General features: G+C 65.8%; 25 protein-coding genes and 1 pseudogene. 16 read left to right on the top strand and 10 right to left on the bottom strand.

The genetic code is table 11. From position 1 onward, the window contains the following. Window positions 1–21 precede the first annotated feature (21 nt). Window positions 22–534 carry a PAS domain-containing protein gene (locus ACMVY4_RS19175; RefSeq protein WP_416897562.1) on the top strand — a complete coding sequence of 171 codons (513 nt, stop codon included), beginning with the start codon at window positions 22–24 and terminating at the stop codon, window positions 532–534. Window positions 535–553: 19 nt separating this feature from the next. Here ACMVY4_RS19175 and ACMVY4_RS19170 read toward each other — a convergent pair whose 3' ends face one another. Both ACMVY4_RS19170 and ACMVY4_RS19165 read right to left on the bottom strand, forming a co-directional pair. After that, window positions 554–2,347 (bottom strand): tetratricopeptide repeat-containing protein, encoded by a 1,794-nt coding sequence (locus ACMVY4_RS19170; protein ID WP_416897561.1) that lies wholly within the window; start codon window positions 2,345–2,347, stop codon window positions 554–556. Window positions 2,348–2,418: 71 nt separating this feature from the next. Further along, complete coding sequence (locus ACMVY4_RS19165) at window positions 2,419–2,628, bottom strand: cold-shock protein (protein WP_416897560.1); 210 nt, start codon at window positions 2,626–2,628, stop codon at window positions 2,419–2,421. On the opposite strand from ACMVY4_RS19165, the gene ACMVY4_RS19160 reads away from it, so the two are divergent. The 5 genes from ACMVY4_RS19160 to ACMVY4_RS19140 all read left to right on the top strand — a co-directional run bounded on the left by ACMVY4_RS19160 (window position 2,539) and on the right by ACMVY4_RS19140 (window position 9,725). Then, entirely contained in the window at window positions 2,539–6,252 is a 3,714-nt protein-coding gene (locus ACMVY4_RS19160; protein ID WP_416897559.1) for a hypothetical protein, read from the top strand. The genes ACMVY4_RS19165 and ACMVY4_RS19160 overlap by 90 nt on opposite strands. Before the next feature lie 120 nt (window positions 6,253–6,372). Then, window positions 6,373–6,843 carry a hypothetical protein gene (locus ACMVY4_RS19155; RefSeq protein ID WP_416897558.1) on the top strand — a complete coding sequence of 157 codons (471 nt, stop codon included), beginning with the start codon at window positions 6,373–6,375 and terminating at the stop codon, window positions 6,841–6,843. After that, window positions 6,827–7,051 carry a hypothetical protein gene (locus tag ACMVY4_RS19150; protein ID WP_416897557.1) on the top strand — a complete coding sequence of 75 codons (225 nt, stop codon included), beginning with the start codon at window positions 6,827–6,829 and terminating at the stop codon, window positions 7,049–7,051. Before ACMVY4_RS19155 ends, ACMVY4_RS19150 begins: the two co-directional genes overlap by 17 nt. Before the next feature lie 2 nt (window positions 7,052–7,053). Further along, complete coding sequence (locus tag ACMVY4_RS19145) at window positions 7,054–7,572, top strand: hypothetical protein (protein WP_416897556.1); 519 nt, start codon at window positions 7,054–7,056, stop codon at window positions 7,570–7,572. Continuing rightward, a complete protein-coding gene (locus tag ACMVY4_RS19140; RefSeq protein ID WP_416897555.1) occupies window positions 7,572–9,725 on the top strand; it encodes a hypothetical protein in 2,154 nt (717 codons plus the stop codon). Before ACMVY4_RS19145 ends, ACMVY4_RS19140 begins: the two co-directional genes overlap by 1 nt. A 6-nt stretch (window positions 9,726–9,731) precedes the next feature. On the opposite strand, the gene ACMVY4_RS19135 is transcribed toward ACMVY4_RS19140, so the two are convergent. Together ACMVY4_RS19135 and ACMVY4_RS19130 are read right to left on the bottom strand one after the other, a co-directional pair. After that, window positions 9,732–10,901: a DUF1501 domain-containing protein gene (locus tag ACMVY4_RS19135; protein ID WP_416897554.1), complete on the bottom strand. Its 1,170-nt coding sequence runs from the start codon at window positions 10,899–10,901 to the stop codon at window positions 9,732–9,734. A gap of 2 nt (window positions 10,902–10,903) precedes the next feature. After that, on the bottom strand, window positions 10,904–12,235 hold the full coding sequence (locus ACMVY4_RS19130; RefSeq protein ID WP_416897553.1) for a DUF1800 domain-containing protein: 1,332 nt from the start codon (window positions 12,233–12,235) through the stop codon (window positions 10,904–10,906). Between the two features lie 155 nt (window positions 12,236–12,390). On the opposite strand from ACMVY4_RS19130, the gene ACMVY4_RS19125 reads away from it, so the two are divergent. From ACMVY4_RS19125 to ACMVY4_RS19115, 3 genes are read left to right on the top strand one after another with little or no spacing between them, the layout of a single operon-like run. Beyond that, window positions 12,391–13,065, top strand: coding sequence for a cupin domain-containing protein (locus ACMVY4_RS19125; protein ID WP_416897552.1), 675 nt, complete (start codon window positions 12,391–12,393; stop codon window positions 13,063–13,065). Further along, complete coding sequence (locus tag ACMVY4_RS19120; protein WP_416897551.1) at window positions 13,062–13,670, top strand: DsbA family protein; 609 nt, start codon at window positions 13,062–13,064, stop codon at window positions 13,668–13,670. Before ACMVY4_RS19125 ends, ACMVY4_RS19120 begins: the two co-directional genes overlap by 4 nt. Further along, window positions 13,663–15,105 (top strand): N-acyl-D-amino-acid deacylase family protein, encoded by a 1,443-nt coding sequence (locus ACMVY4_RS19115; RefSeq protein ID WP_416897550.1) that lies wholly within the window; start codon window positions 13,663–13,665, stop codon window positions 15,103–15,105. The genes ACMVY4_RS19120 and ACMVY4_RS19115 overlap by 8 nt, the downstream gene beginning before the upstream one ends. A gap of 3 nt (window positions 15,106–15,108) precedes the next feature. Here ACMVY4_RS19115 and ACMVY4_RS19110 read toward each other — a convergent pair whose 3' ends face one another. The 3 genes from ACMVY4_RS19110 to ACMVY4_RS19100 all read right to left on the bottom strand — a co-directional run bounded on the left by ACMVY4_RS19110 (window position 15,109) and on the right by ACMVY4_RS19100 (window position 16,842). Further along, window positions 15,109–15,630, bottom strand: a complete 522-nt coding sequence (locus tag ACMVY4_RS19110; RefSeq protein ID WP_416897549.1) for a hypothetical protein — start codon at window positions 15,628–15,630, stop codon at window positions 15,109–15,111. 69 nt (window positions 15,631–15,699) lie between these two features. Further along, window positions 15,700–16,338, bottom strand: a complete 639-nt coding sequence (locus tag ACMVY4_RS19105; protein ID WP_416897548.1) for an FMN-binding negative transcriptional regulator — start codon at window positions 16,336–16,338, stop codon at window positions 15,700–15,702. A gap of 78 nt (window positions 16,339–16,416) precedes the next feature. After that, window positions 16,417–16,842, bottom strand: a complete 426-nt coding sequence (locus ACMVY4_RS19100) for a TIGR03668 family PPOX class F420-dependent oxidoreductase (protein WP_416897547.1) — start codon at window positions 16,840–16,842, stop codon at window positions 16,417–16,419. Window positions 16,843–16,908: 66 nt separating this feature from the next. On the opposite strand from ACMVY4_RS19100, the gene ACMVY4_RS19095 reads away from it, so the two are divergent. From ACMVY4_RS19095 to ACMVY4_RS19075, 5 genes are all read left to right on the top strand, one after another. Next, window positions 16,909–17,865 (top strand): LLM class F420-dependent oxidoreductase, encoded by a 957-nt coding sequence (locus ACMVY4_RS19095; protein WP_416897546.1) that lies wholly within the window; start codon window positions 16,909–16,911, stop codon window positions 17,863–17,865. Then, window positions 17,862–18,320: a PaaI family thioesterase gene (locus ACMVY4_RS19090; RefSeq protein ID WP_416897545.1), complete on the top strand. Its 459-nt coding sequence runs from the start codon at window positions 17,862–17,864 to the stop codon at window positions 18,318–18,320. Before ACMVY4_RS19095 ends, ACMVY4_RS19090 begins: the two co-directional genes overlap by 4 nt. Continuing rightward, window positions 18,317–18,781: a PaaI family thioesterase gene (locus ACMVY4_RS19085; RefSeq protein ID WP_416897544.1), complete on the top strand. Its 465-nt coding sequence runs from the start codon at window positions 18,317–18,319 to the stop codon at window positions 18,779–18,781. The genes ACMVY4_RS19090 and ACMVY4_RS19085 overlap by 4 nt, the downstream gene beginning before the upstream one ends. A 64-nt stretch (window positions 18,782–18,845) precedes the next feature. After that, a complete protein-coding gene (locus ACMVY4_RS19080; RefSeq protein ID WP_416900354.1) occupies window positions 18,846–19,661 on the top strand; it encodes a lipid kinase in 816 nt (271 codons plus the stop codon). A gap of 29 nt (window positions 19,662–19,690) precedes the next feature. After that, window positions 19,691–20,104 (top strand): hypothetical protein, encoded by a 414-nt coding sequence (locus tag ACMVY4_RS19075; protein ID WP_416897543.1) that lies wholly within the window; start codon window positions 19,691–19,693, stop codon window positions 20,102–20,104. A 3-nt stretch (window positions 20,105–20,107) separates the two neighbouring features. Here the strand turns inward: ACMVY4_RS19075 and ACMVY4_RS19070 are convergent, their stop codons facing one another. Further along, a complete protein-coding gene (locus tag ACMVY4_RS19070) occupies window positions 20,108–21,115 on the bottom strand; it encodes an NADP-dependent oxidoreductase (RefSeq protein ID WP_416897542.1) in 1,008 nt (335 codons plus the stop codon). 16 nt (window positions 21,116–21,131) lie between these two features. Next, window positions 21,132–21,839 carry a haloacid dehalogenase type II gene (locus ACMVY4_RS19065; RefSeq protein ID WP_416897541.1) on the bottom strand — a complete coding sequence of 236 codons (708 nt, stop codon included), beginning with the start codon at window positions 21,837–21,839 and terminating at the stop codon, window positions 21,132–21,134. Window positions 21,840–21,962: 123 nt separating this feature from the next. On the opposite strand from ACMVY4_RS19065, the pseudogene ACMVY4_RS19060 reads away from it, so the two are divergent. Together ACMVY4_RS19060 and ACMVY4_RS19055 are read left to right on the top strand one after the other, a co-directional pair. After that, window positions 21,963–23,230 (top strand): annotated as a pseudogene (locus ACMVY4_RS19060) (LLM class flavin-dependent oxidoreductase). Then, window positions 23,227–23,931 carry a hypothetical protein gene (locus ACMVY4_RS19055; protein ID WP_416897540.1) on the top strand — a complete coding sequence of 235 codons (705 nt, stop codon included), beginning with the start codon at window positions 23,227–23,229 and terminating at the stop codon, window positions 23,929–23,931. Before ACMVY4_RS19060 ends, ACMVY4_RS19055 begins: the two are co-directional and overlap by 4 nt. Here the strand turns inward: ACMVY4_RS19055 and ACMVY4_RS19050 are convergent. Further along, window positions 23,924–24,556, bottom strand: coding sequence for a TetR/AcrR family transcriptional regulator (locus tag ACMVY4_RS19050; protein WP_416897539.1), 633 nt, complete (start codon window positions 24,554–24,556; stop codon window positions 23,924–23,926). The genes ACMVY4_RS19055 and ACMVY4_RS19050 overlap by 8 nt on opposite strands. Between the last annotated feature and the right edge of the window lie 78 nt (window positions 24,557–24,634).

Below are 24,634 nucleotides of genomic sequence, written 5' to 3'. Positions count from 1 at the left end.
GGCGTCCGGCGAGGTCTGAACATGCACAGACTTGGACAGTTGGGAGACGACGCGCGCGCTGTCTTCGTGTTCTGGCGGACCGCCCGAAACGGACGGCTCGTACCGACCCAGCGCGATATCAATCCGGCCGATATCCGTCGGCTGCTGGCAGATGTCTGGATTTATCGCTACGAACCTGCCCGCAACGATTTCGTCTGCAGGCTGGCCGGCGAGAACATCAACGCCGCGTGGGGCGGCAGTATCCGTGGCCTGACCCTCAGGGAAGTGGTCGGCATCGATCGTCATCCGGAAGCGATCCGGCGCTGGCGTGCGATCATCGAGGTGCCGCAAATTCAGTACGGCGTGGTTGATGAAGTGCGCGACGGCGTCGAGACGCGCACCGGCGAACGCCTCGTTCTGCCGCTGTCGGACGATGACGGACATCCGGACAGGGTGTTCGGCTACAGCCGCTACGACTACGGACAGACCGACCGGGAACGCGTGCCGCCGGTCTGGTCCGACATCACAACCCTGCGCTGCGACGAACTCGACTGAGGTTCATCCGGGCAGGGAGTCAGCTTCCAATGCGGCGAAGGTGATACATCGGGAAGCTGCCGTAGCCCTTGGCCAGCGGCTGGGTGCCGACATAGTCGCAGCGGTAGTCGTCGGGGCAGGACATGGCCAGCGAGGCGGCTGTCTGCTCGGTCACATAGACCGAACCTTCCGGGGTGATGGGCTCGATCCGCGCCGCGCGGCTGACGTGGAAGCCGAAGCAGTTGGGCCGCTTCAGCACCGGATCGTCGGCCACATAGACAGGCCCGTAGTGAAACCCGAGCCGGAGCCCGAAGGTTTCTGGCAGCCCGATGCTGTCGCGATCGATGGCTGCGACCGTCTCCTGCAGGTCGAAGGCGCAGTTCGCCGCCGCGCCGAGATCGTCGAAGACGAGAAAGATCCCGTCGCCCCAGGTGTTGGAGAACTTCAGGTTCGCGTCATAGCGGGCGAAGACTTCGGCGCACATGCCCAGCACGCTCGTGATGTAGGCGGGCAACTGGCGGTCGGTCAGTTTGCTGAAGCCCTTGAAGTCGCCGAAGATAAGCCCGCGGCGGCTCCGGCTGAACGCCCGAGCGGGCGCGTCACCGGCGCTGGCGCGGCGGAAGTCCGGGTCCGGCTCGACGCGGATGACGGTCTGTCCGAAACCAGCGCGCCGGGCCGCTTCCATGTCATGGGTCGTGCCGGCCGCCGCGGAGGGTCCGGCGGTGCCGTCCCAGACGCTGAGCTGATGCGTCTCGGCGTCCAGCCACTGCGCCCGGAGCCGGGTGAGGCCGAGGGCATACTCGGTTGCGTAGCCGAACAGGTCATCGTCGCCGAGATACTCGTCCTGGGTCACGAAATGGACGGTACGGGCCTGGTCCAGGCAGACATGGAACCGGTCGACCCAGTCGCCGCCGGAGGGGCGTACGGAGATATCGATGAATTCGTCGGTCTCGAACGGCAGGACGACGACCAGTTCCACGCCGGCCTCGAGTGCGGCTTCGGCCGCCAGGATATCGGCGCCGGCGGCAAGGCTGCCGATCGCGCGGCCGAAACGCCTGCCGGCGAAGAAGGCTGTCATTTCGCGGCGGACTTCGTCCTCCTGATCCGCCGGGAAGCGGCCCGGCTTGCCGGGCGCCGCGATGATATGGCCGCTGTAGTGGACGATGCCGGGCTGGCGCAACGCATCGAGCAGCGTGTCGTCGAGCCCGAGGTTCCGGCAGATCAGGCGGAGCTGCTTTCGTGTGGTCGACCGCACGCCGGCTCCCGCATCCGGCAGGGACGCGGCGCGTTGCAGCGACCGGTGAGCCTCGTCGGTGCGCCCCAACAAGAGCAGCGCTTCGGCGCGGGTTGCCTCGGCATAGTAGCCGTCGGTGTCCAGATGCAGGTCGGCATCGTCCAGCGCCGACCGCGCCCATCGATCCGCCTGGTCCGCATTACCGGCAAGCGCCGAGAGCGTGGCGACATTGATTGCAGGGAAGTATCCCGGATCGACCTCGTGGGCGGCCGTGTAGTCGGAAATGGATTGCTGGAGGTAGCCGCTGTCGAGCCTGCCATCGGCGCCGATGGCGAGATCCTTCGAAAGCCGCGCCTTGAGGCTGAGAACCTCCCGGCTCCGGATCCGGTCCAGACCCAGTTCGTCGAACTGCTTCCATGCTTGCGCGACAGCGCCCGTTCGCGCCAGTGCAAGCACCAGCGCGTGCCGCAATTCAACCTCGTCCGGCCAGAGCTTCAGGGCCTGGTCGGCTGTGTCATGCGCGATCAGATACTCGCCGTCGCCCAGTGCGTTGCGGACTTCGGCGAGTGCCGCTTCAACAGTTTCGAAGGATCCGGTCATGGCAGACGCAAGACACCCCCGCAGCGGTCAGCTGCGGGGGCGTCAATCCTGTTCCGGTTCCTTCGGGCAAATCAGTCGGCTGGCGCGAGGTTCTCGGCAGCCTTGCGGCCGTTTCGTCCGGTCTCGAGCTCAAAGCTGACGCGCTGGCCTTCTGTGAGCGACTGCATCCCGGCGCGCTGGACGGCGGAAATATGGCAGAAGGCATCGGGCCCGCCCTCGTCAGGGGTGATGAACCCGTAGCCCTTGGTCTGGTTGAACCACTTCACGGTTCCTGTCGGCATAGTCTGTTCCTTCAACGTGGACTTCAGCGTCGGGGCAACACCCCGGCGGTACTCGGCGTCCCGGCGACCGACTGCGTACGGGAAGCGAAGCGCAACTGCCCGCAATCACCCGACAAAGACACCAGCGCCGGAAGCATGAACCCTGCGGCCCCCGAACACAAGGGAGGAGCGGCCCCGCCGCGCATCCGGCCGATGCGGTTGTCCACATGCCAGGCGCACCTCTCCGGCGCGTCCGGCGGTTGGCCTGACCGCCTCGATCCGCGCGAGAAAGTTGCGAACTGTGACAGGGTTAACTTGCGGTTAACCACGGCTTCGCGGCATTCTTTCGAAAAGAGGGAATGCGTACAGGCAAGAGGGAGCGCTGGCGCAATGAAGTTCTCGTCATCGACCATTCGGTGTTTCGTTTGTGTTGTAGCCGTGCTGTCCGTCCTGACCGTTTGGGCGGACATCGCGCATGCGCAGTCGGCTGAGGACATCCAGAAGCAGATCGACGAGGCGCGGGAGGAACTCCGTGCCGTCGAGGCGGCGCGCGAGCTGCTGACGGATCAGATTCTGGGCCTGCAGCAGCAACGCGATTTCCTTCGCGAGGATCTTGCGGCCGTCGAGAATTTCAAGCGCCTGCCCGAGCGGATGATTTCCACCGCGAATTCACTGATCCGGCAATCGGAACGGCTGATCGCGAAGGCGCTGAGCCCGGTCGAGAAATTCAAGGCCATCAAGGCCTACCGGGAATCGCAGGAGTCGGTTGAGGACTTCAAGAAGCTCTTCAGGACTTTCCGCGGTCAGGAGCCGGATCGTACAACCCTGTCGCAGTACGATCTGCACGCCACGATCCTGGAACTGGAGGCACGCAAGCTTCTCGTATCGGATATGGCCGAACCGCTGGCGATTGCGGGAAAGTCCATCGTCAAGGTTGTCGACATCATCCGCACCGGCCAGGCGCTTGCGAACTTCGCCGGCAACTCGATCAGCCGGAAGATGCTGGTCAAGGGTACCAAGACCGGCCTGAAGCTGAAATCCGTTGCGCAGGTCAGCTTCGATCTTGCCGATGTCGCGAAACGATCGGCGGATCGAATTCGCCAGTCGAAGCAGGCCTTTGGTGTCGAGTCCGCCGACATGTCGAGATTGCTGGACAAGGTCGGTGGCGTTCATCCCGACAACCTTCTGCAGCGGGTCAACGACGCCACCGACATTCTTGATGAGAACGTCTCCGACGAGGATGTCCGACTGGCCATCGACATGGCCGCCGCGGACCCGACATTCGAGGATAAGATCCGCCAGATCGACGAGGCCCAGCAGACCTTCAATCAGATCGCCGCGAATTTGTCCGGCAGGGTCAAGGTCGGCCGGCAGGGCCTGATTGAGAACCTGGGCCAGTCGGAGATCGTCCGCCAGGCGACCGATCCGGTGATCAAGGCCGCGCAGGACATCCTGCAGTCGATGCAACGCATCAAGATCAAGGTCGATGCCGAAGCCGACCGTGTTACCGACGCGCTCAATCCGGTTCTCGAGGCGCTGGAGGCCAACGAAAGGGCGCTCGCGGCGCTGACGGCCGAGGCCAACGCCATCGACGACCGGATCAACGATCTGCGACAGCAACTCTTCGTCGCTCAAATACGCGAGCAGAAGATCGAGGATGTGTCGTCGCCGGTCGTCACGGGTATTTCAATCGGCCTGCAGGGGCCGCGTCAGATCTCCAGCAACCGGTTCGGCGAACTGGCCGGGTTCCGCAACCACACCGCACTGAACATTTCCGTCTCCCTCGGAACGCTGGAGAGCCGCGAATGCCGGCATAGCTGCCGCAGGAATGATCAGGGACGACTGATCTGCCAGAACGCGCGGCGCAACGTGTTTGTGAGACGTGGAAGTTTCCAGCTCGACACGAACCGGATGAACCGCTTCGGCGTGTCGATCCGGACCGAAGGGGTGGTGCAATTCGACAATGACCGCGGCGCCCCAATCCTGCGCGGCGCCCGAAACGGCTCGGGCATCGCGCATGCGCAGGTCAATGGCGCGACGGAAATCCGCCAGGTCGACCATGTCTGCGGCTCCGAGGACCAGGTAGTCCGGGGACGCCTTGAGGCCACCAGCCCGGGCATCGGGGTCGTTTCGGTCGATCCGGAGAAGATCGACATCAACGGGCTGACCTCCCGGCAGGGCAGCCGGGGAAGGCTTGATTTCTTTGGGGAGGCCTTCGGAAATCTCCGCGTCCGCATCCCTGTAATTCTGGAAAGTGGCCGCGAGGTGATGCGAAACATCGTGGGCGGCGTCCAGGTCGAGACCCGCGGTGACACATTCATCGCCGACATGTCGGCGCAGGGCGGCGAGATCACTGTCTTTGCCAAGGACGAGCTGTTTGGCGCCATGGATGTTGTCCTGAAGTCGGTGATCAAGCCTGGGGGAACCAGCCAGGTCGATCTGGGCCGCTTCATCATCTCGAACACCGGGTTTACCGAAGAGTCCGAGTTCCCGGATGGCCCATGGGTGCTCGATGGCGACGATTTCCTGCCGCCGGGCGAGACAGCCCGTTTCCGCATTGTGAAGGATGGCGGCGCCGATCCGTCCGACCTGCAGGTCGAATGGCGTGTTTCCGGAGTTCGGCGCGATCAGCTTGTCCTGCGCCAGGACGGGACCTTTCAGGGCGACAACGCCAACCTCGCCATGGCTTTCGATACGCAGAAGGTGATCGATCCGGGCCGGAGCGAACTGCACCGTTTCGACAACCGGGACATCTCCGTCCGGGCCGAAATCCGTTACCGCGGCCGGACGGTCAAACAGCTGGCTTTCAGCGGCGTCCGGCTTGCTCAGCCAATCTTGGAGCGTGTCCAGATAGGGCTGCGTGGCGAAGGAGAAAGTTTCGTTCCGGTCGCGCGGCAGGATTTCATCACGCCCACGGTCGACGCTCGTTCGCGGCTGGCGCGGATATCGATCCGTGGCCAGCTCAAGGGGGGCGTCGACGCCTTCCTGCCGCTCAACGATTTCGAACAGATCCTCTCAGGCGGGGACGGCGTGATCGACCGAAACGGCGAGATCAATCTGGAGCCGCTCGGCACCGCCAATGGCGAGATCTCGAAGGCTTCCGTGATCTTCATCTCCGCCAAGTACCAGGCCTTCGTCGGATCGGCCCAGGGGCGGACCTTCTACGTCGTGGACGGAGAGAAGGAGGACCAGTTCGGGCTTTCCGTGAACAAGCTCTTGCTCGAACTGGTCGATGAACAGGGACCGGACATCGTGCGCGCCCGGGTCGTCGGCCCCGGCAATTTCGCCGGCTTCAACGCCGTCTTCCAGCGGGGCGGGGAGGAAGTCGCCGTGCCTCTCGTACCGGACGGCGACGACGAGATCGCCGATCTGGAGACGGCCCGCAACAGCGTCACCCAGGTCGAGATCCGCAACCAGGGCGGCCAGCGCGATCGCCAGGCTGGTCACCGCCATTCACGGCCAGCCCCTCGGCCGCCTCAAGATCGCTCTGGATCATCCGGCGACCGCGAAGCCGGGACAGGTGGTCGTCGTCAGCGCGCAGATCCTGAACATCGAGAGCAAGGGCATCGAGGCCAACGGCATCCGCTGCAGCTGGGAGACGGACCCCGATGTCGCGGTCTTCGATGCGGCGGAAACGCAGCTTGAACCGATGACCATCACCACCGGCTTCTGCGTCAACGTGCTCAGGGTCAATCCGGAACTGCCGGGCAATCAGGCGGTGGCGCTGCCGGTCCGGCTGTCGCTGCAGCAGGAGGGCGTGCAGTGATGCGCTGGCTGCCTCTCCTTGCTGCGGTCGGCCTTGCGCTCACGCTGACAGCCGTTCCGGCGCTGGCCCAGGGGCAGTCCGACGCCACGAGCGAAGGCGTGATCCAGGTGCAGCCGAAGACCGATCCGGCGCAGCGGCAGGACGGCTTCCTGAATGCGGGCCGCGCCCGGAACATCGAGGGGATCGAGATCCTCGACGTGGAGAACCGCACGGGCAACAACCCGGTCTCGACCATCGATCCGGTCGCCGAGGAGGACCCGGAGCGCGCCGGCATCCAGAACGACGACGATGACGACGACAACAATCTGGCCGGCCTCGACAACTGCCTGGGTTCGGTCCAGATGCTGGAGGATCTTGCCGGCGCCGGCGCCAATTTCTTCTTCGCCTCGCTGGACATCGACGCCAATACCGGCGACTGCCAGTTGCGCTCGGATTTCGAACGGGCAGGCGCTGGTGGCGCAGGTGGATAACACGGGCGCGCCGGCAACCAACGCGGATTTCTTCAGCTTCGGCGTCTTCAACTTCGATCCCGCGCCGAACTTCCGCACCATCGCCATCGGATCGCAGATCACCATCACCACCGTCGCGGTCACCGGTCTGCGGGTGACAGTCACGGTCGTGGTCAACGGCGCCGGATCGAACTTCACACTGACCGTACTGAGCATCGCGGAGGGATGAGCATGCTGAGATGGGTTGCCTTGGCGCTCGTGCTCGTCGGCGCCGCCGCCGAAGCGGCGGATTTCCGGAAGATCCGGCCCATCGGCCCCAACCGGCCCGTGATCCAGCAGCAGGCTCCGACGGTCGGTCCTGCGCTGGGCGACAACCAGGTCGCGGCGCCCGAAGGCGCCGGTTTCGTCGCGGTCGATCCGGCGGCAGTCCGGGTGGCGTTCACGGCGCTGCTTGAGAAGTGGAACCAGCCGGAGTTCGCCGCCGCCGTGCAGAATTCGCTGTTCGACGGCGACCGCTTCATCGAGGTGCTGTTCCAGGATGTGCCGCGCAACGCCCGGCTGCGGGTGCTCGGGGTCACGGGCGTGACCACGCTGGACCAGGCCTTCATCGAGGTGAACGGCGAGGTCCAGCGTTCCAGCATCGTCTCGCTCAGCGCCAATACCCAGGTCGAGTTCGTCGATGCGAATGGCGACTTCCAGCGGCGTGAGGGCACCAACGAATTCCTGATCAGGGTGAGGACCAGCGACTGATGCGCCGACTGACCCCGGCTCTTGCGGCGCTGGCGACCCTGACCGCCGGCGAGGCCCTCGCGCAGGACAGCGGCTTGCCGCTCATCCTGCAAGGCTGGTCGGTCAGCGGCGAGGCCCGCGCCGAGGGCGACTACTACATGACCAACGGCGCGGCGGCGAACAGCGCCTTCCCCTTCGACGGGGGGCACGCCGTCACCGGCTTCTCGGCGCAGTTCATCCGCGAGATGACCGGCAATCAGACGCTGGAAGGCCAGATCAGCATGTCCGGCGACGCCTCGGACTATTTCGAGGCGAGCGACAACGCGGTGACGCTGGAGCGGCTGGGTGTCGAGTATGTCAATGGCGATGCCGCGGTGCCGTTCCGGCTGGAGATGGGCGACTTTCTCGCCTTCTACACCCGGCCGACGCTGCAGCGGAGCCTGAAGGGCGCGCAGCTGGAACTGCAGCCGTCATCGCTGCAGTCCGACCAGATGGCGGGCTCGGTCCAGTTCAGCGCCGGCAACACCGCGCCCGCCTACAACCTGATCGGCCAGGACAATGCGAGCTTTCTCGGGGCGTCTCTGGTCGTGAACCACGTGACTTTCGGCGACTATGCGGCGCAGGTCGTTCACGGTTCCCAGGAGTCCTTCGATGGCACCGGCGATGCGCTGAACCAGTGGGTGACCTCGCTCGCCGGATCGCGGAACTTCGCCGCCGGCAGCCAGACCCTGACGCTGGATGCCGAGATGGCCTTCCTGTTCGGCGACGTGAATGACGGCAATGTGGTCCGCGATGAACGGGCGCTGGCCGGCTTCGTCGATCTCAGTGGCCGCAGCGAGGACAACAAGCTGCGCTACGGCGTCGAACTGGAGCGCGCGACCGACGGGTTCACGCCGCTGGGCGGCCAGGCGCGGGCGGACCGCTACCGCGGCGAGGGCAATGTCAGCTATCGCTTCGAGAGCAATCACAGCCTCCGCTTCTCGGCTTCGCAGACCGAGGAGGAACTGACCGACGACAAGACGCTGCGGCGGTCGGCGCGGGTGTCGCTTTCGGGACCTGTGCCGGAGTTGATCCTGGAGAACTGGACCTTCTTCTCGGACGTCTTCCGCGTCCACAACCGCAACCAGTCGCGATCGACCAACAACGTCACCTGGACCGGCAACGCGAATTTCTCGGGTCCGCTCGCCGAGGGCTACAACGGCTCGGTCGGCTTCTTCGTCAACGATCTGGACGACCGGCTGAACAACAACGACACCGTCACCTACCAGGCGACCGGCGAGGTCAGCCACCGCCGCACCATCGGCGAGTACAACCTCGACGGAGCGCTGGGCATGACCGCGCGGACCACCAACGCCCAGAACGACCAGATCGAATACGGCCCGACAGCCCGTTTCGGCGTCAGCCGTGAGAACCACTCTCTGCGTCTCGACTACCGCCGGCTGGACACGCGCAACCAGGGCAACAATGCCAGCGACCTGATCACCGACAATCTGAGCTTCAACTACAGCTATTTCACCGGCCCGCACCGCTTCGAGGCGCGGCTGGGCTATTTCGGACGCAACCCGGATGGCGACGAGCAGACCGACACCTTCTTTGGCGGGCTGACCTACCGCTACCGCTTCGGGGAGCCGCCGCGTCCGGCGATCGCCGCGGCCGCGCCGCTGGCGACCCTGTCGGACAGCCTGAAACTCAGCTCGCTGCCGCCGGGCATTCCGGCGCGCACGGCCGACATCATCCTGCCCGCGCTCGGCGTCGATCAGCGGCTGGGCGACCAGCCCCTGCTGATCGCCCAGGTCGACATGTACCCGGTCGATGGCCGTCAGCGTCTGATCGTCGAGCAGGCCGACGGCATCGTCCGCCGCACCGGCGCCGTGATCGATACGCTGGGGCTGGACGCCGACGAGATCGCCGATCAACTGGACCGACTGGAACGGTTCCTGATCGGCCGCTACGGGCCGCCGGTCCGGCAGGAACGGGAAGGCGAGATCGCCGACTTCTTCGGATCGTCTTCGGTCCTGCCAGTCATCCTGACCGAGTGGCGGCTGCCGACGGGCGGGACGCTCCGCCTCGGTATCCCGCCGCGGCTCGGCGTTCAGCCGCGGATCGAGGTCATCGCCGCGCAGGACTTCCCGGCGGGCGACCGCGGCGACTGGGGTTTTGCGACGGTGAACTGACGCCGCTCAGGTGCGGAACAGGCCTTCGAAGGCGCGCGACGGGCGGACGCCCGGCAGGATCGTCTGTCCCAGTGGCGCGCTGGCGAAGGCCAGATGATCGTGAAGTACTGCCCGGAAGAGCTGCCGCACGTCCAGCGTGGGTCTGAGGTCGCGCGCATCCAGCAGGTCGCGCGGGCCGAGGCCCGGCCAGTCGGCGATCACATGGCCGCCCTGCACCGCGCCGCCGAACAGGAAGGCTGCGCCGCCGTTGCCGTGATCGGTGCCCTGATTGCCGTTGATCGCCGCAGTCCGGCCGAACTCCGAGACCACCAGCACCGCGGTCTCGTTCCAGACCGGCTGCAGACCCTCGATCAGCACTTCGAGACCCCGGTTGAGATCGCCCAGCTTGCGGCCCAGCGCGGCGTCCATCCGCACATGCGTGTCCCAGCCGGCATTGTCCAGCGCGACGATGCGCGGGCCGTCCGGTTTCGACATCAACTCGGCGGCCCCGGTCATCAGCGGCACGATGGAGCGGCCTTCGGCCCGGGCGCCGTCCATCGGGGAGTCCATGCTGCCGGTCATCGCCTGCTGGTCGATGGCGCGTTCCAGATAGGGGCCGAGGAGCCTGTCGGCGGACCAGAGGTCGGCGATCCGGGCGAGGGTGCTGTCATCGGCCGGCGGCAGGCCGTTCGGCGACCAGGATCCGACCTGGGCCTGGCCGGACAGCACCAGCGAAGGCCGCGGACCGATATTCATCGCGACCGCCTCGGGCAGTTGCGCGGCCAGCACAGCCCGGTTCAGCCAGCCGTCGGCGCTGCCCCTCGGTTCGGGCAGGCCGGACTCCAGCACGTTCTGGGCGTCGAAATGGGAGCGGTCGCGATAGGGCGTGCCGATGGCGTGGAAGGCGACGAGCTGCTTCCGACGCCAGAGACCGGCGAGCGCGGTCAGGTCCGGATGCAGGCCGAAATCGCGGCGTCCGCCCAGATGCAGCGCCTTCGTCGCGTCCGGGCGGTGCCGCGCGAGATCCGGGTCGCCGATGGGCGGCAGCACGGCCAGCCCGTCCACGCCGCCGCGCAGGATCACCAGCAGGAAGCGTTTCGCGCCGGGCGCAGCGGCTCGCGCCAGCCCCGGAGTAGACGCGGCCAGGGTCGCGGCCGAGGCCGAGCGTATCAGGAAGCGTCGGGAGATCGTTGCCATGGTCAGCGCCTCTGGAAATCTGGTGCGGCGAAGGCGAGGGCCAGCCCCTGTTCGGCGCTTTCGGCGCGGGCAATGGCGCGTTCCGTGGCGGTGCCCATCAGCGGACCCAGCGCCTCGGCGGCCAGCTTGCGGGCGTCGCGGCGCACCGGCGCCCGTTCGGCCCAGCGATTGGCGAACTCGACGCGCCGCATGGCCTGGTCCGCGCTCAGCCATTGCGGCGCCGTATCGGCCCAGCCTTTCGGCGATGGCGCGTTCCAGGGCGCTTGGCCCAGCAGGTCCAGCGCCGCGACCGTCCAGCGCTGGGACTGGTCGAAAGCGCTGGCGCGCAATGTCGAGATCAGCAGGTCGTTCGGGGTCTTCAGCTTGGTCAACGGCTGCCACGCACTGTCCAGGCCGACGAGTGCGCCGTGGATGGCCGGCAGGCTGCCGCCGGTTTCCTGCCAGACGGCCACGATCCGGTCGATGTCGGCCGGCGCCGGCGCGTCGTCGGTGAAGTGCCGCACCAGCTGGGTGGCGACGTGGCGGATGGTGGCGGGGTGGCGCGCCAGATCGCGCAGCGCCGCTTCCGCCTGGGCCTTGCCATCCTCGGCATAGCGGCGGCCCAGCAGGGTCTGCGCGCCCGGTTCGTGGGCACGGGCATAAAAGCGGAAGGTGCCGGGCTCTGGCGAGTTGTCGGGTTTGGCAATGCTCCAGCCGGTCAGCATCTTCGCCAGCGCGACGACGTCGGCCTGGCCATAGCCGCCATCGACGCCGAGCGTGTGCAGTTCCAGCACCTCGCGGGCGAGGTTCTCGTTCATGCCGATGTCGCGGCGCCGGGCGATCCGCGAGTTCGGTCCGATCGAGAGGGCGTTGTCGAGGTATAGGATCATGGCGGGGTGCCGGACGACGGCCAGCAGCATGTCCTCGAAGCGCAGGTTCAGGCTGGCGCGGATCGCCTCGCGCTCGTAGGCCCCGGCCAGTCCGGCAAGGATCGCCCGGCGCGCCGAGACCGTGAAGTGGTTGGACCAGAAATGCACCAGCCGCTCGGCGAAGGGCGTCCGGGAGCGTACGGCGGCAGCGGTTCTCAGGGCAGCCTCTTCCAGATAGGTCTGCCGGAAGTCCTGCTTGAACAGGCGGATGATGGCGCGGTCGCCCCCCTTGTCGCGTTCGCGCATGAAACGCGAGATCATCAGGGCGCTGGTCGGCCGGCTGTCGAAAAGGCCATGAGACGTATCGGGCTTTATCAGTTCGGCGATCAGGCTGCCGCCCGGGTCAGCCGCCCGACCCTCGATCTCGCCGGGGCGGGCGCCGAGTCCGAAGCGTATGCTGGCGATGGCCGCCTGCTGGAAGGTCATCTCTCCGCCCTCGTTCCGCGACCGCGCAATTCTAGCCGCCATCGCGATGCAACCGGGCCATTACCCGGTAACCGATTGTAAGCCCGACCCCCCGCCGGTAGCGTGCAGCCTAGCATGCTGTGACCGCCTTCGCAGCGGCTTCGGGGAGAGTGATCATGGCAAATCTTCACGGCGACAGGTCGAAGACCGTCGTCATCAACACCAACCAGATGAACTGGCAGGCAAGCCCCTCACCGGGCGTCTGGCGCAAGCGGCTGGAACTGGTCGGCGATAACGAGAAGGGCATGGTTACTTCGGTCGTGCGCTTCGATCCGGGCGCCGGATTTCCGATGCACGATCACCCACTTGGCGAGGAGGTTCTGGTGCTCGACGGCGTCTTCGCCGACGAGTTCGGTCGCTACCCGAAGGGCAGCTTTACCCTGCTGCCGACCGGATCGCGGCACGCGCCGAAGACCGATGAGGGCGCGCTTTTGTTCGTGAAGCTCTGCCAGTATCCGGGCGAGGAGAGGCCGACGCGGCGGGTCGACACAAAGGACGAGGCCGGCTGGCGCGAGATCAAGCCGGGCCTCGAGCGCTTCTATGTCTTCGACGAGGCAGGCTATCCGGAAAAGATCTGGCTGACCCGCATGGCGCCGGGGACGAAGGCCGACGACCATGTCCATGAGGGCGGCGAGGAAGTCTTCGTCATCGAGGGCGAGTTGCGGGACGGCGGCGGCCGCTACCCCGCCGGCACCTGGATGCGCTTCGCCGACGGATCGCGTCACCAACCATTCTCGGACACCGGCTGCACGCTCTACGTGAAGACTGGTCATCTGAAGGTGGCGGCATGACCGAACTGCTTCACTTCACCGATCTGAAGAGTCCCTTCGCCTACATCGTCATGGACGACATTCTGGCGCTGGAGGAGCGCTATGGCGTCAACTTCCGCTGGATCCACTACACGCTCCACATCCCGGAGTTTCTGGGCGCGGTCGAGACCCGCTCCGAGAACGAATGGCGCAAGGTGAAATACGCCTACATGGACGCCCGGCGGCTTGCGAACAGGAAGGGTCTGACCGTTCTGGGGCCGCAGAAGATCTTCGATTCCCGGCCTGCGGGCATCGGCATGACCTACGCCGAGGAAGAAGGCGTGCTGTATCCCTATATCCGGCGCACCTTCGAGCGTTTCTTCCAGCGCGATCTGGAACTCGGCGATCCCGAAGCGGTGAAGGGCGTGCTGGCCGAGGTCGGGGCGGACCCTGCCGGCTTCGACGACTGGTTCGCCGGGCCGGGGATGGAGCGCCATGAGCGCGAGCGGCAGTTGTGCATCGACATGGGTGTCTTCGGCGTCCCGACCTTTGCGGTCGATGGCGAGCTGTTCTGGGGCGGCGACCGGCTGTGGATGGTCGAGGAGAAGCTGGCCCAGATCACCGGCAAGGACGTATCCGGTGCCTGATCATGATCTTCTGATCCGCAATGCGCGCCTGATCGACGGCTCCGGCGGGCCGTCGCGGCAGGGCGATCTCGCCATTTCCGGTGGCCGCATCGCCGAGATCGGGACCGTCGACCCGGGCGCTGCGCGGGAGGTGGTCGATGCGAAGGGACTCGCGCTGGCGCCGGGCTTCATCGACAGCCACTGCCATGACGACCGCGCGCTGATCGACATCCCCGACATGACGCCGAAGGCGAGCCAGGGCGTGACCACGGTGATCAACGGCAATTGCGGCGTCAGCGCCGCGCCGTTTCTGCCGGGCCGGCCGGAAGGCCCGCCGCCGCTCAACCTGATCAACCGCTCCGGCGAGCCGGGCTTCGAGAGTTTCGACGACTATTTCGGCGCGCTGGAGGCCAGGCCCGCCGCGATCAACCACGCCTGCCTCTGCGGCCACATCAATCTGCGCAATGCCTTCATGGACGATTTCGACCGACCGGCGACGGCAACCGAAATCGGGAAGATGTGCGATCTGCTGGACCGGGCGTTGTCGCAGGGCGCGTTGGGCCTCTCGACCGGGCTCTACTATCCGCCTGCCGAACACGCGCCGACCGAGGAAGTGATCGGGGTCTCGAAGGTGCTGGCGAAGCACAAGGCGCTCTACGTCACCCACATGCGCGACGAGGCCGATCACGTCACGGACTCGCTGGAAGAGACCTTCACCATCGGCCGCGCCGCGGGCGTGCCGGTGATCGTCTCCCACCACAAGTGCACCGGCGCGGCGAACAAGGGGAAGTCGAAGCTAACGCTGGAGATGATCGCGGCGGCGCGGGAGAATCAGACCGTCGGCGTCGACGCCTATCCCTACACCGCGTCTTCGACCATCCTGCAGCCCGACCGCATAGACCAGAGCAGCCGCGTGATCATCACATGGTCGAAGACCATGCCCGAGGCCACGGGCCGCGACCTCTCGGAGATTGCCGACGAGATGGGCTGTTCGATGATCGAGGCGGCGGAGCGGCTGTCGCCGGGCGGCGCGATCTACTTCACGATGGACGAGGACGATGTGAGCCGGATCCTCGCCTGGCCGGATACCATGATCGGCTCCGACGGCATCGTCATGGACCGCCACCCGCATCCGCGGGCCTGGGGCACCTTCCCGCGCGTGCTTGGCCATTACGCCCGCGACCGCGGCCTGTTCACGCTGGAGCAGGCGGTCCGCAAGATGACGTCGCTGACCGCCGAGACCTTCGGACTGAAGGGCCGGGGACGTCTGGAAGAGGGCTTCGCTGCCGACCTGGTGCTGTTCGATCCGGACACGATCATCGACAGCGCGACCTTCGCTGAGCCGAAGACGCCGGCGGCGGGGATCGAGCGGGTCTTCGTGAACGGTCAGCCGGTCTGGCAGGATGGTGCGCCTACGGGCGCCCGGCCGGGCCAGCGCGTCAGGCGCAGCGCGTAGGCGTCACTTCCCGCCGCCGGCCTGGGCGCGGGGATCCTCGATGCCCATTTCCTCGACGGCGGCGAGCCAGTCTTCCTCGAAATAGGCCTTGTCGGCGCAATCGGTGTTGTAGGTGTCGATCGCGGCGTTGAGCTTCGAGCGACGTTCCGCGAGCGTCGGCAGGAACCTGGTGTTGTAGCGGTCGATCATGGCGCCGTGCCGGTCCACACGCTTGTTGTAGGCATCGACGGCCTTTGCGTCGGTGCCGTCGATCTGCTTGCGGCGGCGGTCGAGATCGGCGGCCAGATCGCGGATCTCCTGCTGGAATCCGGCGAGGGTCTTCTCGTAGTCGGCCAGCTGGGCCTCCATGGCGACGATGTCCTGATCCGTCTTCAGGCAGGCGCGGATGTCGTCGGGGGTCAGTGTGTTCTCGTCATATATCTTGATGACTTCGGCTTCCGGCTGATTGTCGCCCGCGGTCTGCGCCAGGGCCTGTCCGGCGAGCAGAACCGCAGCCGCCGTCATCAGCCATATTCCGTTGCGCATGCCGTCCTCCGTTGGGTCCGGGCGGAAGCAGGTCCCGGAACCTTCAGCTTCTACAACATACTGAACCCGTCATGAACCTTCGGCGTCGCTGCTCCTCGGCGGGTTCTTCATGTGCGTTGCCAGATCATGGTCGCCGGGGCGGTCAGAGCGCACCAGCCCCTCGATGGAGCGGGCGATATCGGCCTCGGACTTGTTCTGGCTCAGCTTGGCCTTGCCGAACAGCTCGTCGATCGGCACGCGGAAGCCGACGATGCCCTTTATCATGCCATCCCGGTATTTCTGTGGCAGCGCATCGAAGCGCCAGCCGCTCTCCGCTTCATAGTCGTGGCCCAACGCGGCCATCTGCGATTCCATGGCGGACTTGTCGTCCACCCGTTCGGCTCGGCCGATGCAGTGAACCGCCAGATAGTTCCACGTCGGCACGGCCGGCGCGGTCTCGTACCAGGTCGGCGATACATAGGCGTGGGCGCCGGAGAAGACGCAGCGCACCGGCCGGCCATCGAGGGTCGCCGCCTGCGGGTTGGCGCGCGCCAGATGCATGTAGAGCGTGCCCATCGGTCCCTCGTCGGGCTCCAGATGAAAGGGCAGGTGGCTTGCCGAGGGCGCTTCGTCCGCGCTGCCGCTGACCAGCACGCCGAACGGGTGCTGGCGGATCAGGTCATGGCATTCAGCCGTGTCGGACATACGGAAGTGGCGGGGCGTGTACATCGGCGGACTCTCGGGCTGCGTTCTCGTCGGGCCATAACTGTGCGGGGCAGCCGGAATGGCAACGGAAATCTGGCCCTGTCAGCCCGAAAGGTCGCCCCAGCTGGTGACGGTCTCGACCGTGATCTCGATCATCGGGCGGCCTTCGAGGTCCATGCCGGCATAGGCCGGGTAGCGTTCGCGGAGCAGTTCGATGGCTTGCGGGTGGTCGCCGCCGGTCGCCACGATCCGGGCGCGGCCGCGGAACATGACCCATCCCAGTTTCGACCAGTCGTCGTCATAGCGGTCGACCAGCATGCAGACCTGCCCGTTTTCGGCGATGTTACGCAACCGCTTCAGCTGCAGCGGATCGCCTGACTTCGGTTTCTCGTCGATGGCGATGAAGATACGGCTGTCCACGATGGCGAAGCAGATGGCGACGACATGCGGTACGGCTTCGGCGCTGGCGGTGGCGAGATGGCCGACGCGCCGCTTCAGGGCGAAGTCGCGTGCGCCCGAGGATATCATGCTTCTACCGTTCCGGTGCTGACGCTATGGTCGCCGCCGCTCTGACGGAATGGGATGGGAAGAGACATGGATTTCGGATTCGCCTGGTTCACCCGCGGCCCGCTCGCCAACGCCGCCGGCCTGCGCACCCTCGCCGAAGCGGGCGAGCGGCTGGGCTATGCCTACATGCTGGTCCCCGATCATATCGTCATTCCGACCGACATCGACAGCACCTATCCCTATAGCGCCGACGGCAGCTTCCCCGGATCGGGACCGGGCGAGTGCATGGACCAGCTGACCGCCTGCGCCTACGCCGCGGCGCTGACGGAGAAGCTCCGCATGCTGACTTCGGTGATGGTGGTGCCGCATCGGCCGGCGCTGCTGACGGCGAAGATGATCGCGACCATCGACAACCTGTCCGGCGGGCGCATCACCATCGGCTGCGGCGCAGGCTGGATGGAGGAGGAGTTCAAGGCGCTTCAGGTGCCCGACTATGCCGACCGCGGCGCGGTGACGAACGAATATCTCGAGGCCTTCCGCACCGTCTGGACCAACGAGATCGCGAGCTTCGACGGCAGTTATGTGAAGTTCGCCAACGTCTCGACCCGGCCGCTGCCGGTTCAGAAGCCACATCCGCCGCTCTGGATCGGAGGCGAGAGCGCACCGGCCCTGAAACGGGTCGTCAGCCATGGCGATGGCTGGTATCCCATCGGCAACAATCCGAAGTTCCCGCTGGATACCCATGGCCGGATCGCACGGCGGCTGGAACGCCTCAAAGGCTTCGCCGACGAGGCCGGCCGCGACATGGCGAGCATCGATCTGGCCTACTGGAGCCACTGGAATACCATCGGCGAGGAAGTGAAGAACAGGGACGGGGACCGCATGATTCTGACCGGTTCCGTGGCGGCGGTGGCCGAGGATGTGGCGAAACTGAAAGAAGCCGGGTTCAACCACCTGATGCTCAACCTGGCGGGGCGCGACGCTTCAGCCAGCGTCGGTCGCATGGAAGCCTTCATGGCGGACGTGGCGCGGCAGGTTTCATGAGTTTCGACATTCCGGAGGGGTTCCGGACCACCGATATCCCGTCGCCCTTCGCTGCCGAAAACGGGCCCCTCTACTACAAGGTGGAGGATGGTTACCTGCTGATGGGCTTCCGTGTGGAACGCCGTCACACCAATGCCGCCGACGGGCTGCATGGTGGCATGCTGATGACCATGATCGACATGCAGCTCAATTCCGCGCTGAACTATCAGCTGAATACCGCGCAGTTCATTCCGACGGTGGCGGTGACGGTCGATTTCATCGCGCCGGCTGCGATCGGCGACTGGGTACAGGGCCGGACCGAGGTTCTGCGCCGTGGACGCAGCACGGTCTTCACCGACTGCCGCATCGTGAAGAACGAGGGCGTGCTGATCGCCCGGGGGAGCGGGATCTTCAAGGTCGCAGACCGCCCCGACAACGAGAACGACATGCTGGACCCGAGGAAGATTTTCCCATGAACGCACCCGCAACAGCCGATGTCCCGGCCGGCTTCAAGGTCTTCGGCGCCCATGACGGCATGTTCGGGCTGGTCGGTCCGGTCTACGCCCGCGTCACGGACGGCGAGGCCCATCTGGCCTTCCGTGTCGAGAAGAAGCACCTGAACCCGGTCGGCACCTGCCATGGCGGCATGCTGGCGACGCTGGTGGATGTCCAGATCGGCTTCGGCGCAGCCGTGCTGATGAAGCGGCGTCTGTTCCTGCCGACCATCAACCTGAACTGCGACTATCTCGCTCCGGCGAAGCTGGGCGCCTGGGTGCAGGGACGCACGGAACTGGTGAAGGCGACGCCGCGCATGGCCTTTTGCAATGCCTGGCTGGAAGCCGATGGGGAGATCGTTCTGCGGGCGAACGGCATCATGAAGATTCCGCGGGATCAGGATGGCCGCTACGCGTTCCGTCCCGAAACCGACGCAGGCTGAGCGTGTCCGCGGGCCGCGCGCTGCTTATCGTCAACAAGGATAGCGGTGCTGCCAGCCGGCCGACATCGCTGTCGCGGCGCTCGAGAAAGCCGGTTTCGAAGTCGAGTTCCAGCGGCCCCGCTCGCCCGGCGACATTCCGAAGATGATCCTGGACGGTGCGAAGACCGCCGACCGGATCGTGCTCGGGGGTGGCGACGGCACCTTCAGCCGTTCCGCCTCGGCATTGATCGCCGCGGGCCGCCCTGTCGGAGTCCTGCCGCTGGGGACCGCCAACGATCTCGCCCGCACGCTCGGCATTCCGTTCGACCTGAAGCGCGCTGCGGCGATTGCTGCGGGCAGGGCGACCATGCGGATCGATCTGGGCACCATCAACGACAGGCCGTTCTTCAATGTTGCCAGCATGGGGTTTTCGGCCCGGGTCGCCCGGCATCACGAGAGCGGGCGGAAGCAGAAATGGAAGCTGCTCAGCTACCCGATGAGCTGGCTCGACGCCCACCGCGATACCGAGCCGTTCCGGGTTCAACTTTCCTGGGGCGAGCACCGGCGCACCTTCAAGTCCACACTGATGGCGGTCGGCAATGGCGTGCATTACGGCGGCGGCCTGACCATCCAGGAGGATGCGGCCATCGATGACGGCTGGCTGGACGTCTACTACATCCGGCCGCTGGGTCCGCTGGGCATGCTTAAGCTTTTGCCGTTCCTGAAGTTCGGCGCGCTGCGGCGGCGCGAGGATGTGAAGACACTCCGGCTGCGTTCGCTGCATCTGGAGACCGATCCGGTCCAGGACATCAATGTCGACGGCGAGGTCATCGAAACCACGCCCGCGCGCTTCGGCATTCTGCCGCGGGCCTTGGAGGTTCTCGTTCCAGACACCAGATAAGCATTGGTTGAGTAGAACGGACCGGAACGATGGAGCTTCTGAGAGACGATCAGGTCGTCGCGATCAACGACGTGCTTGTGGCGCTTTACGATCTGATGGAAGTGCTGCACGCGGCGCGGGACGAAGCCCGCGAGGCGGAGGATGTCGATGACGCGCTGGGCGTGAGCTTCGGCGAGCGCGCCGAGCGTCTGTCCGAGCAGGCCCGGCGGCTGGGCGCCGTCGTCGAGCGTCTCGGCGACTCACCGGCCGGTCCCTCGGACGAGCGGCTGATCTTCGATCAGGCCGGCGTGCGGCTGAAGGCGTCGCTCAGCCACGACACGGCATCGGCCCTCCACAACTCCATCTCGAATGCCGAGCGGAACCTGTCTGCGGCGATCGAGACCGCATTGCCCGACATCAGGGACGAGGAAGCCCGGGAGATCGTGGAAGCACTGAAGGGCTGATCGTCAGACCGGATCGGGTGCGACGCGGACCATGCGCTTGCCCCGGTTGTCGCCAGCAAGAAGCCCTGTCAGCGCGCGCGGCGCGTTCTCCAGGCCTTCGACGACATCCTCGACGACGCGGATCTTGCCTTCCTTCACCCAGGCCATGAGTTCCTGGGTCGCCTTCTCGTCGCGGTCGGCAAAGTCCATGACGATGAATCCCTCCATCCGGAGGCGCTTCACCACGACCATGCCAGGCAGGTTGCGCGGCCCCGAGGGCGCGGTCGAGTTGTACTGGCTGACGGCGCCGCAGCAGACCACGCGGCCCTTCTGGTTCATCTGGAACAGCACGGTCTCCAGGATTTCGCCGCCGACATTGTCGAAATAGACATCGATTCCGTTGGGGCATGCGGCCTTGAGCTCGCGGAACAAGTTGCCGCCGCGATAATCGATGCAGGCGTCGAAGCCGAGTTCCTTCACGACCCAGTCGCATTTGTCCTTGCCACCCGCGATGCCGACCGCGCGGCAGCCCAGCGCCTTTGCGATCTGACCGACGAAGATGCCGACCGAGCCCGCCGCCGCCGACACGACGACCGTCTCGCCCGGTTCGGGCCTCCCGACATTTACCAGCCCGTGATAGGCGGTCTTTCCGGCAATGCCGAGGATCGAGAGCATGTGCGAGAGCGGCCGGTGGTCGGGCAGCTTCTGCGCGTGCTTCGCCTTGACCGTGACGTAGTCCGCCCAGCGCGCCTCGACCGCGACGATCTCGCCCGGCTTCAGCCTGTCGTCCTTGGATTCCGCGACTTCGCCGATGGAATAGGTGTGCATGACGTCGCCCGCCTTCACCGCCTCGCGGTAGGTCGCGCCCTGCATCCAGGCCCGGTTGGCCGCGTCGATCGACATCAGGATTGTGCGGACGACCACCTCGCCTTCGCCCGCGGCCGGCATCTCGCCGTCACGCAGTTCGAAGTGGTCGTTGGTGAGTTCGCCCCTGGGCAGTTCGCGGATCACGACCTGTCGGTTCTGGGTCACGGGAGTGTCTCCTCTCTCAGGCGTCGAGCTGCGCGGCAAGATCGATGAAGTCGGCGGCAACGTAGTTCCAGTCGCCGGTTGCGGGGTAGGGGCCGCCGTCGTCCTTGAACTCCAGCGGCCGCTCGACATAGGCGGTCATCAGGCCGAAGCTTTTCGCCGCGGCCAGGTCGTCATTGTGGGCGGCGACCATGCAGCACTCGCCCGGATCGAGACCCAGCGCAGTGGCGGAGCCCAGGTAGCATTCCTGCATCGGCTTGTAGGCCTGCGTGACCTCGGCGCCGAGGATGACATCCCAGGGCAGGCCCGCATTCTTGGCCATGTTCACCATCAGCGCGATGTTGCCGTTGGAGCAGGTCGCGAGAATGTGCCGGCTCTTCATCCGGTTCAGGCCGCCCACCGAATCCGGCCAGGGCGCGAGGCGGTGCCAGGCCAGATTCAGATCCTGCTTTTCGGCTTCGGACAGGCCGTCGACGCCGAGATCGCTCAGCACCTGATCCAGGTTCTCCCGATGAAGGACATCCAGCTTCACGAAGCCCCGGTTGCCGGCGCGGATGCGTTCCATGGCCGGCTGGTAGAGCTTGCGCCAGCTGATGGCGAAGTCATTGCCGTCGATACTCCAGCCGCGTTCGGCCGCCATCCTGTCGACCTCGCGCGCGATGGAGCGCCGCCAGTCGACCACCGTGCCAAACACGTCGAACAGCAACGCCCTGGGTTTTCTGCTCATCCCGTCCTCCCCTTCGCCAAGAGACTGGCGCGGCATGGCCCGGACGGCAAGGCTGCGCTTCTACCCACGGGTCAGGGCTGCTACCATCGCGTTTCGGGAACCGTTGCGACTGGGGAGGACACAATGGAATTCGGCGTTTTCTATGAGCTGCAGCTGCCGAAGCCTTGGAACGAGGGCGACGAGCATCGCCTGTTCCAGGAGGCGCTGGAGCAGGTCGAACTGGCCGACCGGCTGGGCATCGACTACGCGTGGGCGGTGGAGCATCACTTCCTCGAGGAATACTCGCACTGTGCTTCGCCGGAGGTGTTTCTTGCGGCGGCGGCCGGCGGACGAAGAACATCAAGGTCGGTCACGGCATCCGTCAGGTGATTCCGAACTACAACCACCCGGCGCGGACTGCCGAGGGCATCGCGACGCTCGATCTGGTCAGCAGCGGGCGGGCGCAGTTCGGCATCGGCGAGGGCGCGACGCGCCTGGAACTGCACGGTTTCGGCATACCGGCCAAGCAGAAGCGGGCCATGTCGCTGGAGGCTGCCGAGCAGGTGGCCAACATGATGGTTATGAACCCCTATCCCGGCTACGAGAGCGAGAACTTCTCGGTGCCCTGCCGGAACGTGATCCCCAAGCCGCTGCAGAAGCCGCATCCGCCGATGTGGATGGCCTGCACCAACCGCGACACGATCAAGGTGGCGGCGTCCAAGGGCGTCGGCGCGCTGGCCTTCTCCTTCGTGGATCCGGAAGAGGCCAAGACCTGGGCCGACATCTACTACGACATCATCAAGTCCGAGGAATGCGTGCCCATCGGCCATGCGGTGAATGCCAACATCGCCATGGTCAGCGCGTTTTCGCTGAACCACGACCGCTCGGCGGCCATCCGGGAGGGTCAGGAAGGCTTCGAGTTCTTCAGCTTCGCCATGCGCAAGCTGGTGGCCGAGGACACGGTGCCCGGCCGCACCCGGATCTGGGACGAATTCCAGGCGGCGCGGAAGGTCGACAGCGAGGAGATGATCGACGCGGCGCTGAAGGGGCGTGACCTGATGCACGCGCCGGGCATCGGCACGCCCGACGATTTCCGCGAACACATCCGCAATTACGAAAAGGCCGGCGTCGATCAGATCATCTTCCTGCAGCAGGCCGGCCGGAACAGCCACAAGCAGATCTGCGAACTCGCTGAACCTCTTCGCGGCCGAAGTGCTGCCGGAGTTCAAGGAGAAGGAAGCCGAGCGCAAGGCGAAGAAGGATGCCGAACTGGCGCCCTATCTCGAGGCGGCGATGGCCCGGAAGAAGCGGATGCCCGAACTGGCCGACGACGAGATCCCGGTCGTGAAGGCATCGGTGAAGAAGATGGTCGTCAACAAGGGCACTGCTGCCTGACAGCCGCACGCACATGAGTGAAATCATCATTGAACGGCGGTTCCAGGGACCGTCGCAATCGGCCAATGGCGGCTACTTCGCGGGCTTGCTGGCGGAACTGATCGACGGTCCGGCGGAGATCACCCTGCGTGCACCGCCGCCGCTGGAGACGCCGCTGGAACTGGCGAAGACAGCCGACGGCTACGAGGTCCTGCACGAGGGGAACGCTGTCGGCTCCGTCCGGCCCGGCAGCTTCTCCGTCGAGGTGCCGGCGAAACCGTCGGATGCCGAAATCGAGGCGGCATTACCCAACTATCCCGGCGCGAAGAACAGCCCGATCCCGCACTGTTTCGTCTGTGGGGTGAAGAACGCGCCGGGCGAGGGACTGCGGGTCTTCGCCTCGCCCATCGAGGGCCGCGATCTCGTCGCCGCGAAGTGGGACGCGCATCCGAACATGGCCGGGGATGATGGCTTCATTCTGGAGCGTCATGTCTTCGCTGCGCTGGACTGTCCGGGGGCCTATGCCTGGTTCGGTCAGACGTCGGGCAGCATGCTGCTCGGCCGCATTGCCGGCGAGGTGACGGGAAAGGTGAAGGCGGGCGACCGTTGTACGGTGCTGGCCTGGCGCGAAGGGATCGACGGCCGGAAGGCCTATGCGGGTTCGGCGGTGCTGGATGCGGACGAGCGGGTCGTCGCCAGCGCGTTCGCCACCTGGATCACGGTGCCTTCGGTCAGCTGACCGAAGGCTTGTAGATGGCGCGGCACCACATCGCGCTGAGTTCCTTGGCGACGGCCTCGAACTCGAAATCGCCTTCGTCGAGGTTCCAGCCGAAGGACAGCCAGCTGTAGGCGAAGAACTCGACCATCATGACGATGGCGTAGGAGGCGATGCGGACGTCGAAATCGTGGCAGCGTCCGGCTGCCTTCGCCCGTTCGAGGTGGCTGCGAAGGCGTTCGAGGAAGCGCCCGCGGAGATCGTTCAACGCGGTCGAGGCGTCCTGATTGTAGGTCGCCATCTGAAGGGCGCAGCGCATGAAGGCGCCATGGTTCCGGAAGGCCTCAAGATAGCTCCGGTTGGCCCGTTCGACCCGGTCCTCGAAGGAACCGCCATGCTCCGCGGGCAGGACGAACATCTCGTCGACAATGGTCGTCAGCAGGGCGAGGAACACGTCCTCACGGTCCTGGAAATAGAAATAGAAGGTGCCTCGGCTGACGCCCGCCTTGCTGACGATGTCGGCCACCGTCGCATCGAAGAACCCCTTGTCGGAAAAGATCTTCTCTGCAGCCCCGAGGATCGCCGCTTCGGTCCGGGCATCGCCGCCGCGGTGGGCGGCGGGACGGGGCTTTCTCTCGGTTGCGGTCATCCAAATTCCTTTGCCGGTCGCGCCCGGACGCTAGCAGAGGCGGTCCGTGCGGCAAACGCATTTGACACTGACATCAGT

Source organism: Minwuia sp. (assembly GCF_048007105.1).
GTDB lineage: Bacteria > Pseudomonadota > Alphaproteobacteria > Minwuiales > Minwuiaceae > Minwuia.
This window is presented reverse-complemented; position numbering and strand designations above follow the sequence as displayed.

Bases quoted from the DNA above. Each gene is read 5' to 3' on its own strand.
- ACMVY4_RS19065 (WP_416897541.1), bottom strand. From the start codon at position 21,839: ATGAGCAGAAAACCCAGGGCGTTGCTGTTCGACGTGTTTGGCACGGTG.
- ACMVY4_RS19055 (WP_416897540.1), top strand. From the start codon at position 23,227: ATGAGTGAAATCATCATTGAACGGCGGTTCCAGGGACCGTCGCAATCG.
- ACMVY4_RS19050 (WP_416897539.1), bottom strand. From the start codon at position 24,556: ATGACCGCAACCGAGAGAAAGCCCCGTCCCGCCGCCCACCGCGGCGGC.
- ACMVY4_RS19175 (WP_416897562.1), top strand. From the start codon at position 22: ATGCACAGACTTGGACAGTTGGGAGACGACGCGCGCGCTGTCTTCGTG.
- ACMVY4_RS19145 (WP_416897556.1), top strand. From the start codon at position 7,054: ATGCTGAGATGGGTTGCCTTGGCGCTCGTGCTCGTCGGCGCCGCCGCC.
- ACMVY4_RS19155 (WP_416897558.1), top strand. From the start codon at position 6,373: ATGCGCTGGCTGCCTCTCCTTGCTGCGGTCGGCCTTGCGCTCACGCTG.
- ACMVY4_RS19085 (WP_416897544.1), top strand. From the start codon at position 18,317: ATGAACGCACCCGCAACAGCCGATGTCCCGGCCGGCTTCAAGGTCTTC.
- ACMVY4_RS19090 (WP_416897545.1), top strand. From the start codon at position 17,862: ATGAGTTTCGACATTCCGGAGGGGTTCCGGACCACCGATATCCCGTCG.
- ACMVY4_RS19120 (WP_416897551.1), top strand. From the start codon at position 13,062: ATGACCGAACTGCTTCACTTCACCGATCTGAAGAGTCCCTTCGCCTAC.
- ACMVY4_RS19130 (WP_416897553.1), bottom strand. From the start codon at position 12,235: ATGACCTTCCAGCAGGCGGCCATCGCCAGCATACGCTTCGGACTCGGC.
- ACMVY4_RS19075 (WP_416897543.1), top strand. From the start codon at position 19,691: ATGGAGCTTCTGAGAGACGATCAGGTCGTCGCGATCAACGACGTGCTT.
- ACMVY4_RS19105 (WP_416897548.1), bottom strand. From the start codon at position 16,338: ATGTACACGCCCCGCCACTTCCGTATGTCCGACACGGCTGAATGCCAT.
- ACMVY4_RS19135 (WP_416897554.1), bottom strand. From the start codon at position 10,901: ATGGCAACGATCTCCCGACGCTTCCTGATACGCTCGGCCTCGGCCGCG.
- ACMVY4_RS19100 (WP_416897547.1), bottom strand. From the start codon at position 16,842: ATGATATCCTCGGGCGCACGCGACTTCGCCCTGAAGCGGCGCGTCGGC.
- ACMVY4_RS19095 (WP_416897546.1), top strand. From the start codon at position 16,909: ATGGATTTCGGATTCGCCTGGTTCACCCGCGGCCCGCTCGCCAACGCC.
- ACMVY4_RS19140 (WP_416897555.1), top strand. From the start codon at position 7,572: ATGCGCCGACTGACCCCGGCTCTTGCGGCGCTGGCGACCCTGACCGCC.
- ACMVY4_RS19125 (WP_416897552.1), top strand. From the start codon at position 12,391: ATGGCAAATCTTCACGGCGACAGGTCGAAGACCGTCGTCATCAACACC.
- ACMVY4_RS19110 (WP_416897549.1), bottom strand. From the start codon at position 15,630: ATGCGCAACGGAATATGGCTGATGACGGCGGCTGCGGTTCTGCTCGCC.
- ACMVY4_RS19165 (WP_416897560.1), bottom strand. From the start codon at position 2,628: ATGCCGACAGGAACCGTGAAGTGGTTCAACCAGACCAAGGGCTACGGG.
- ACMVY4_RS19170 (WP_416897561.1), bottom strand. From the start codon at position 2,347: ATGACCGGATCCTTCGAAACTGTTGAAGCGGCACTCGCCGAAGTCCGC.
- ACMVY4_RS19160 (WP_416897559.1), top strand. From the start codon at position 2,539: ATGGCAGAAGGCATCGGGCCCGCCCTCGTCAGGGGTGATGAACCCGTA.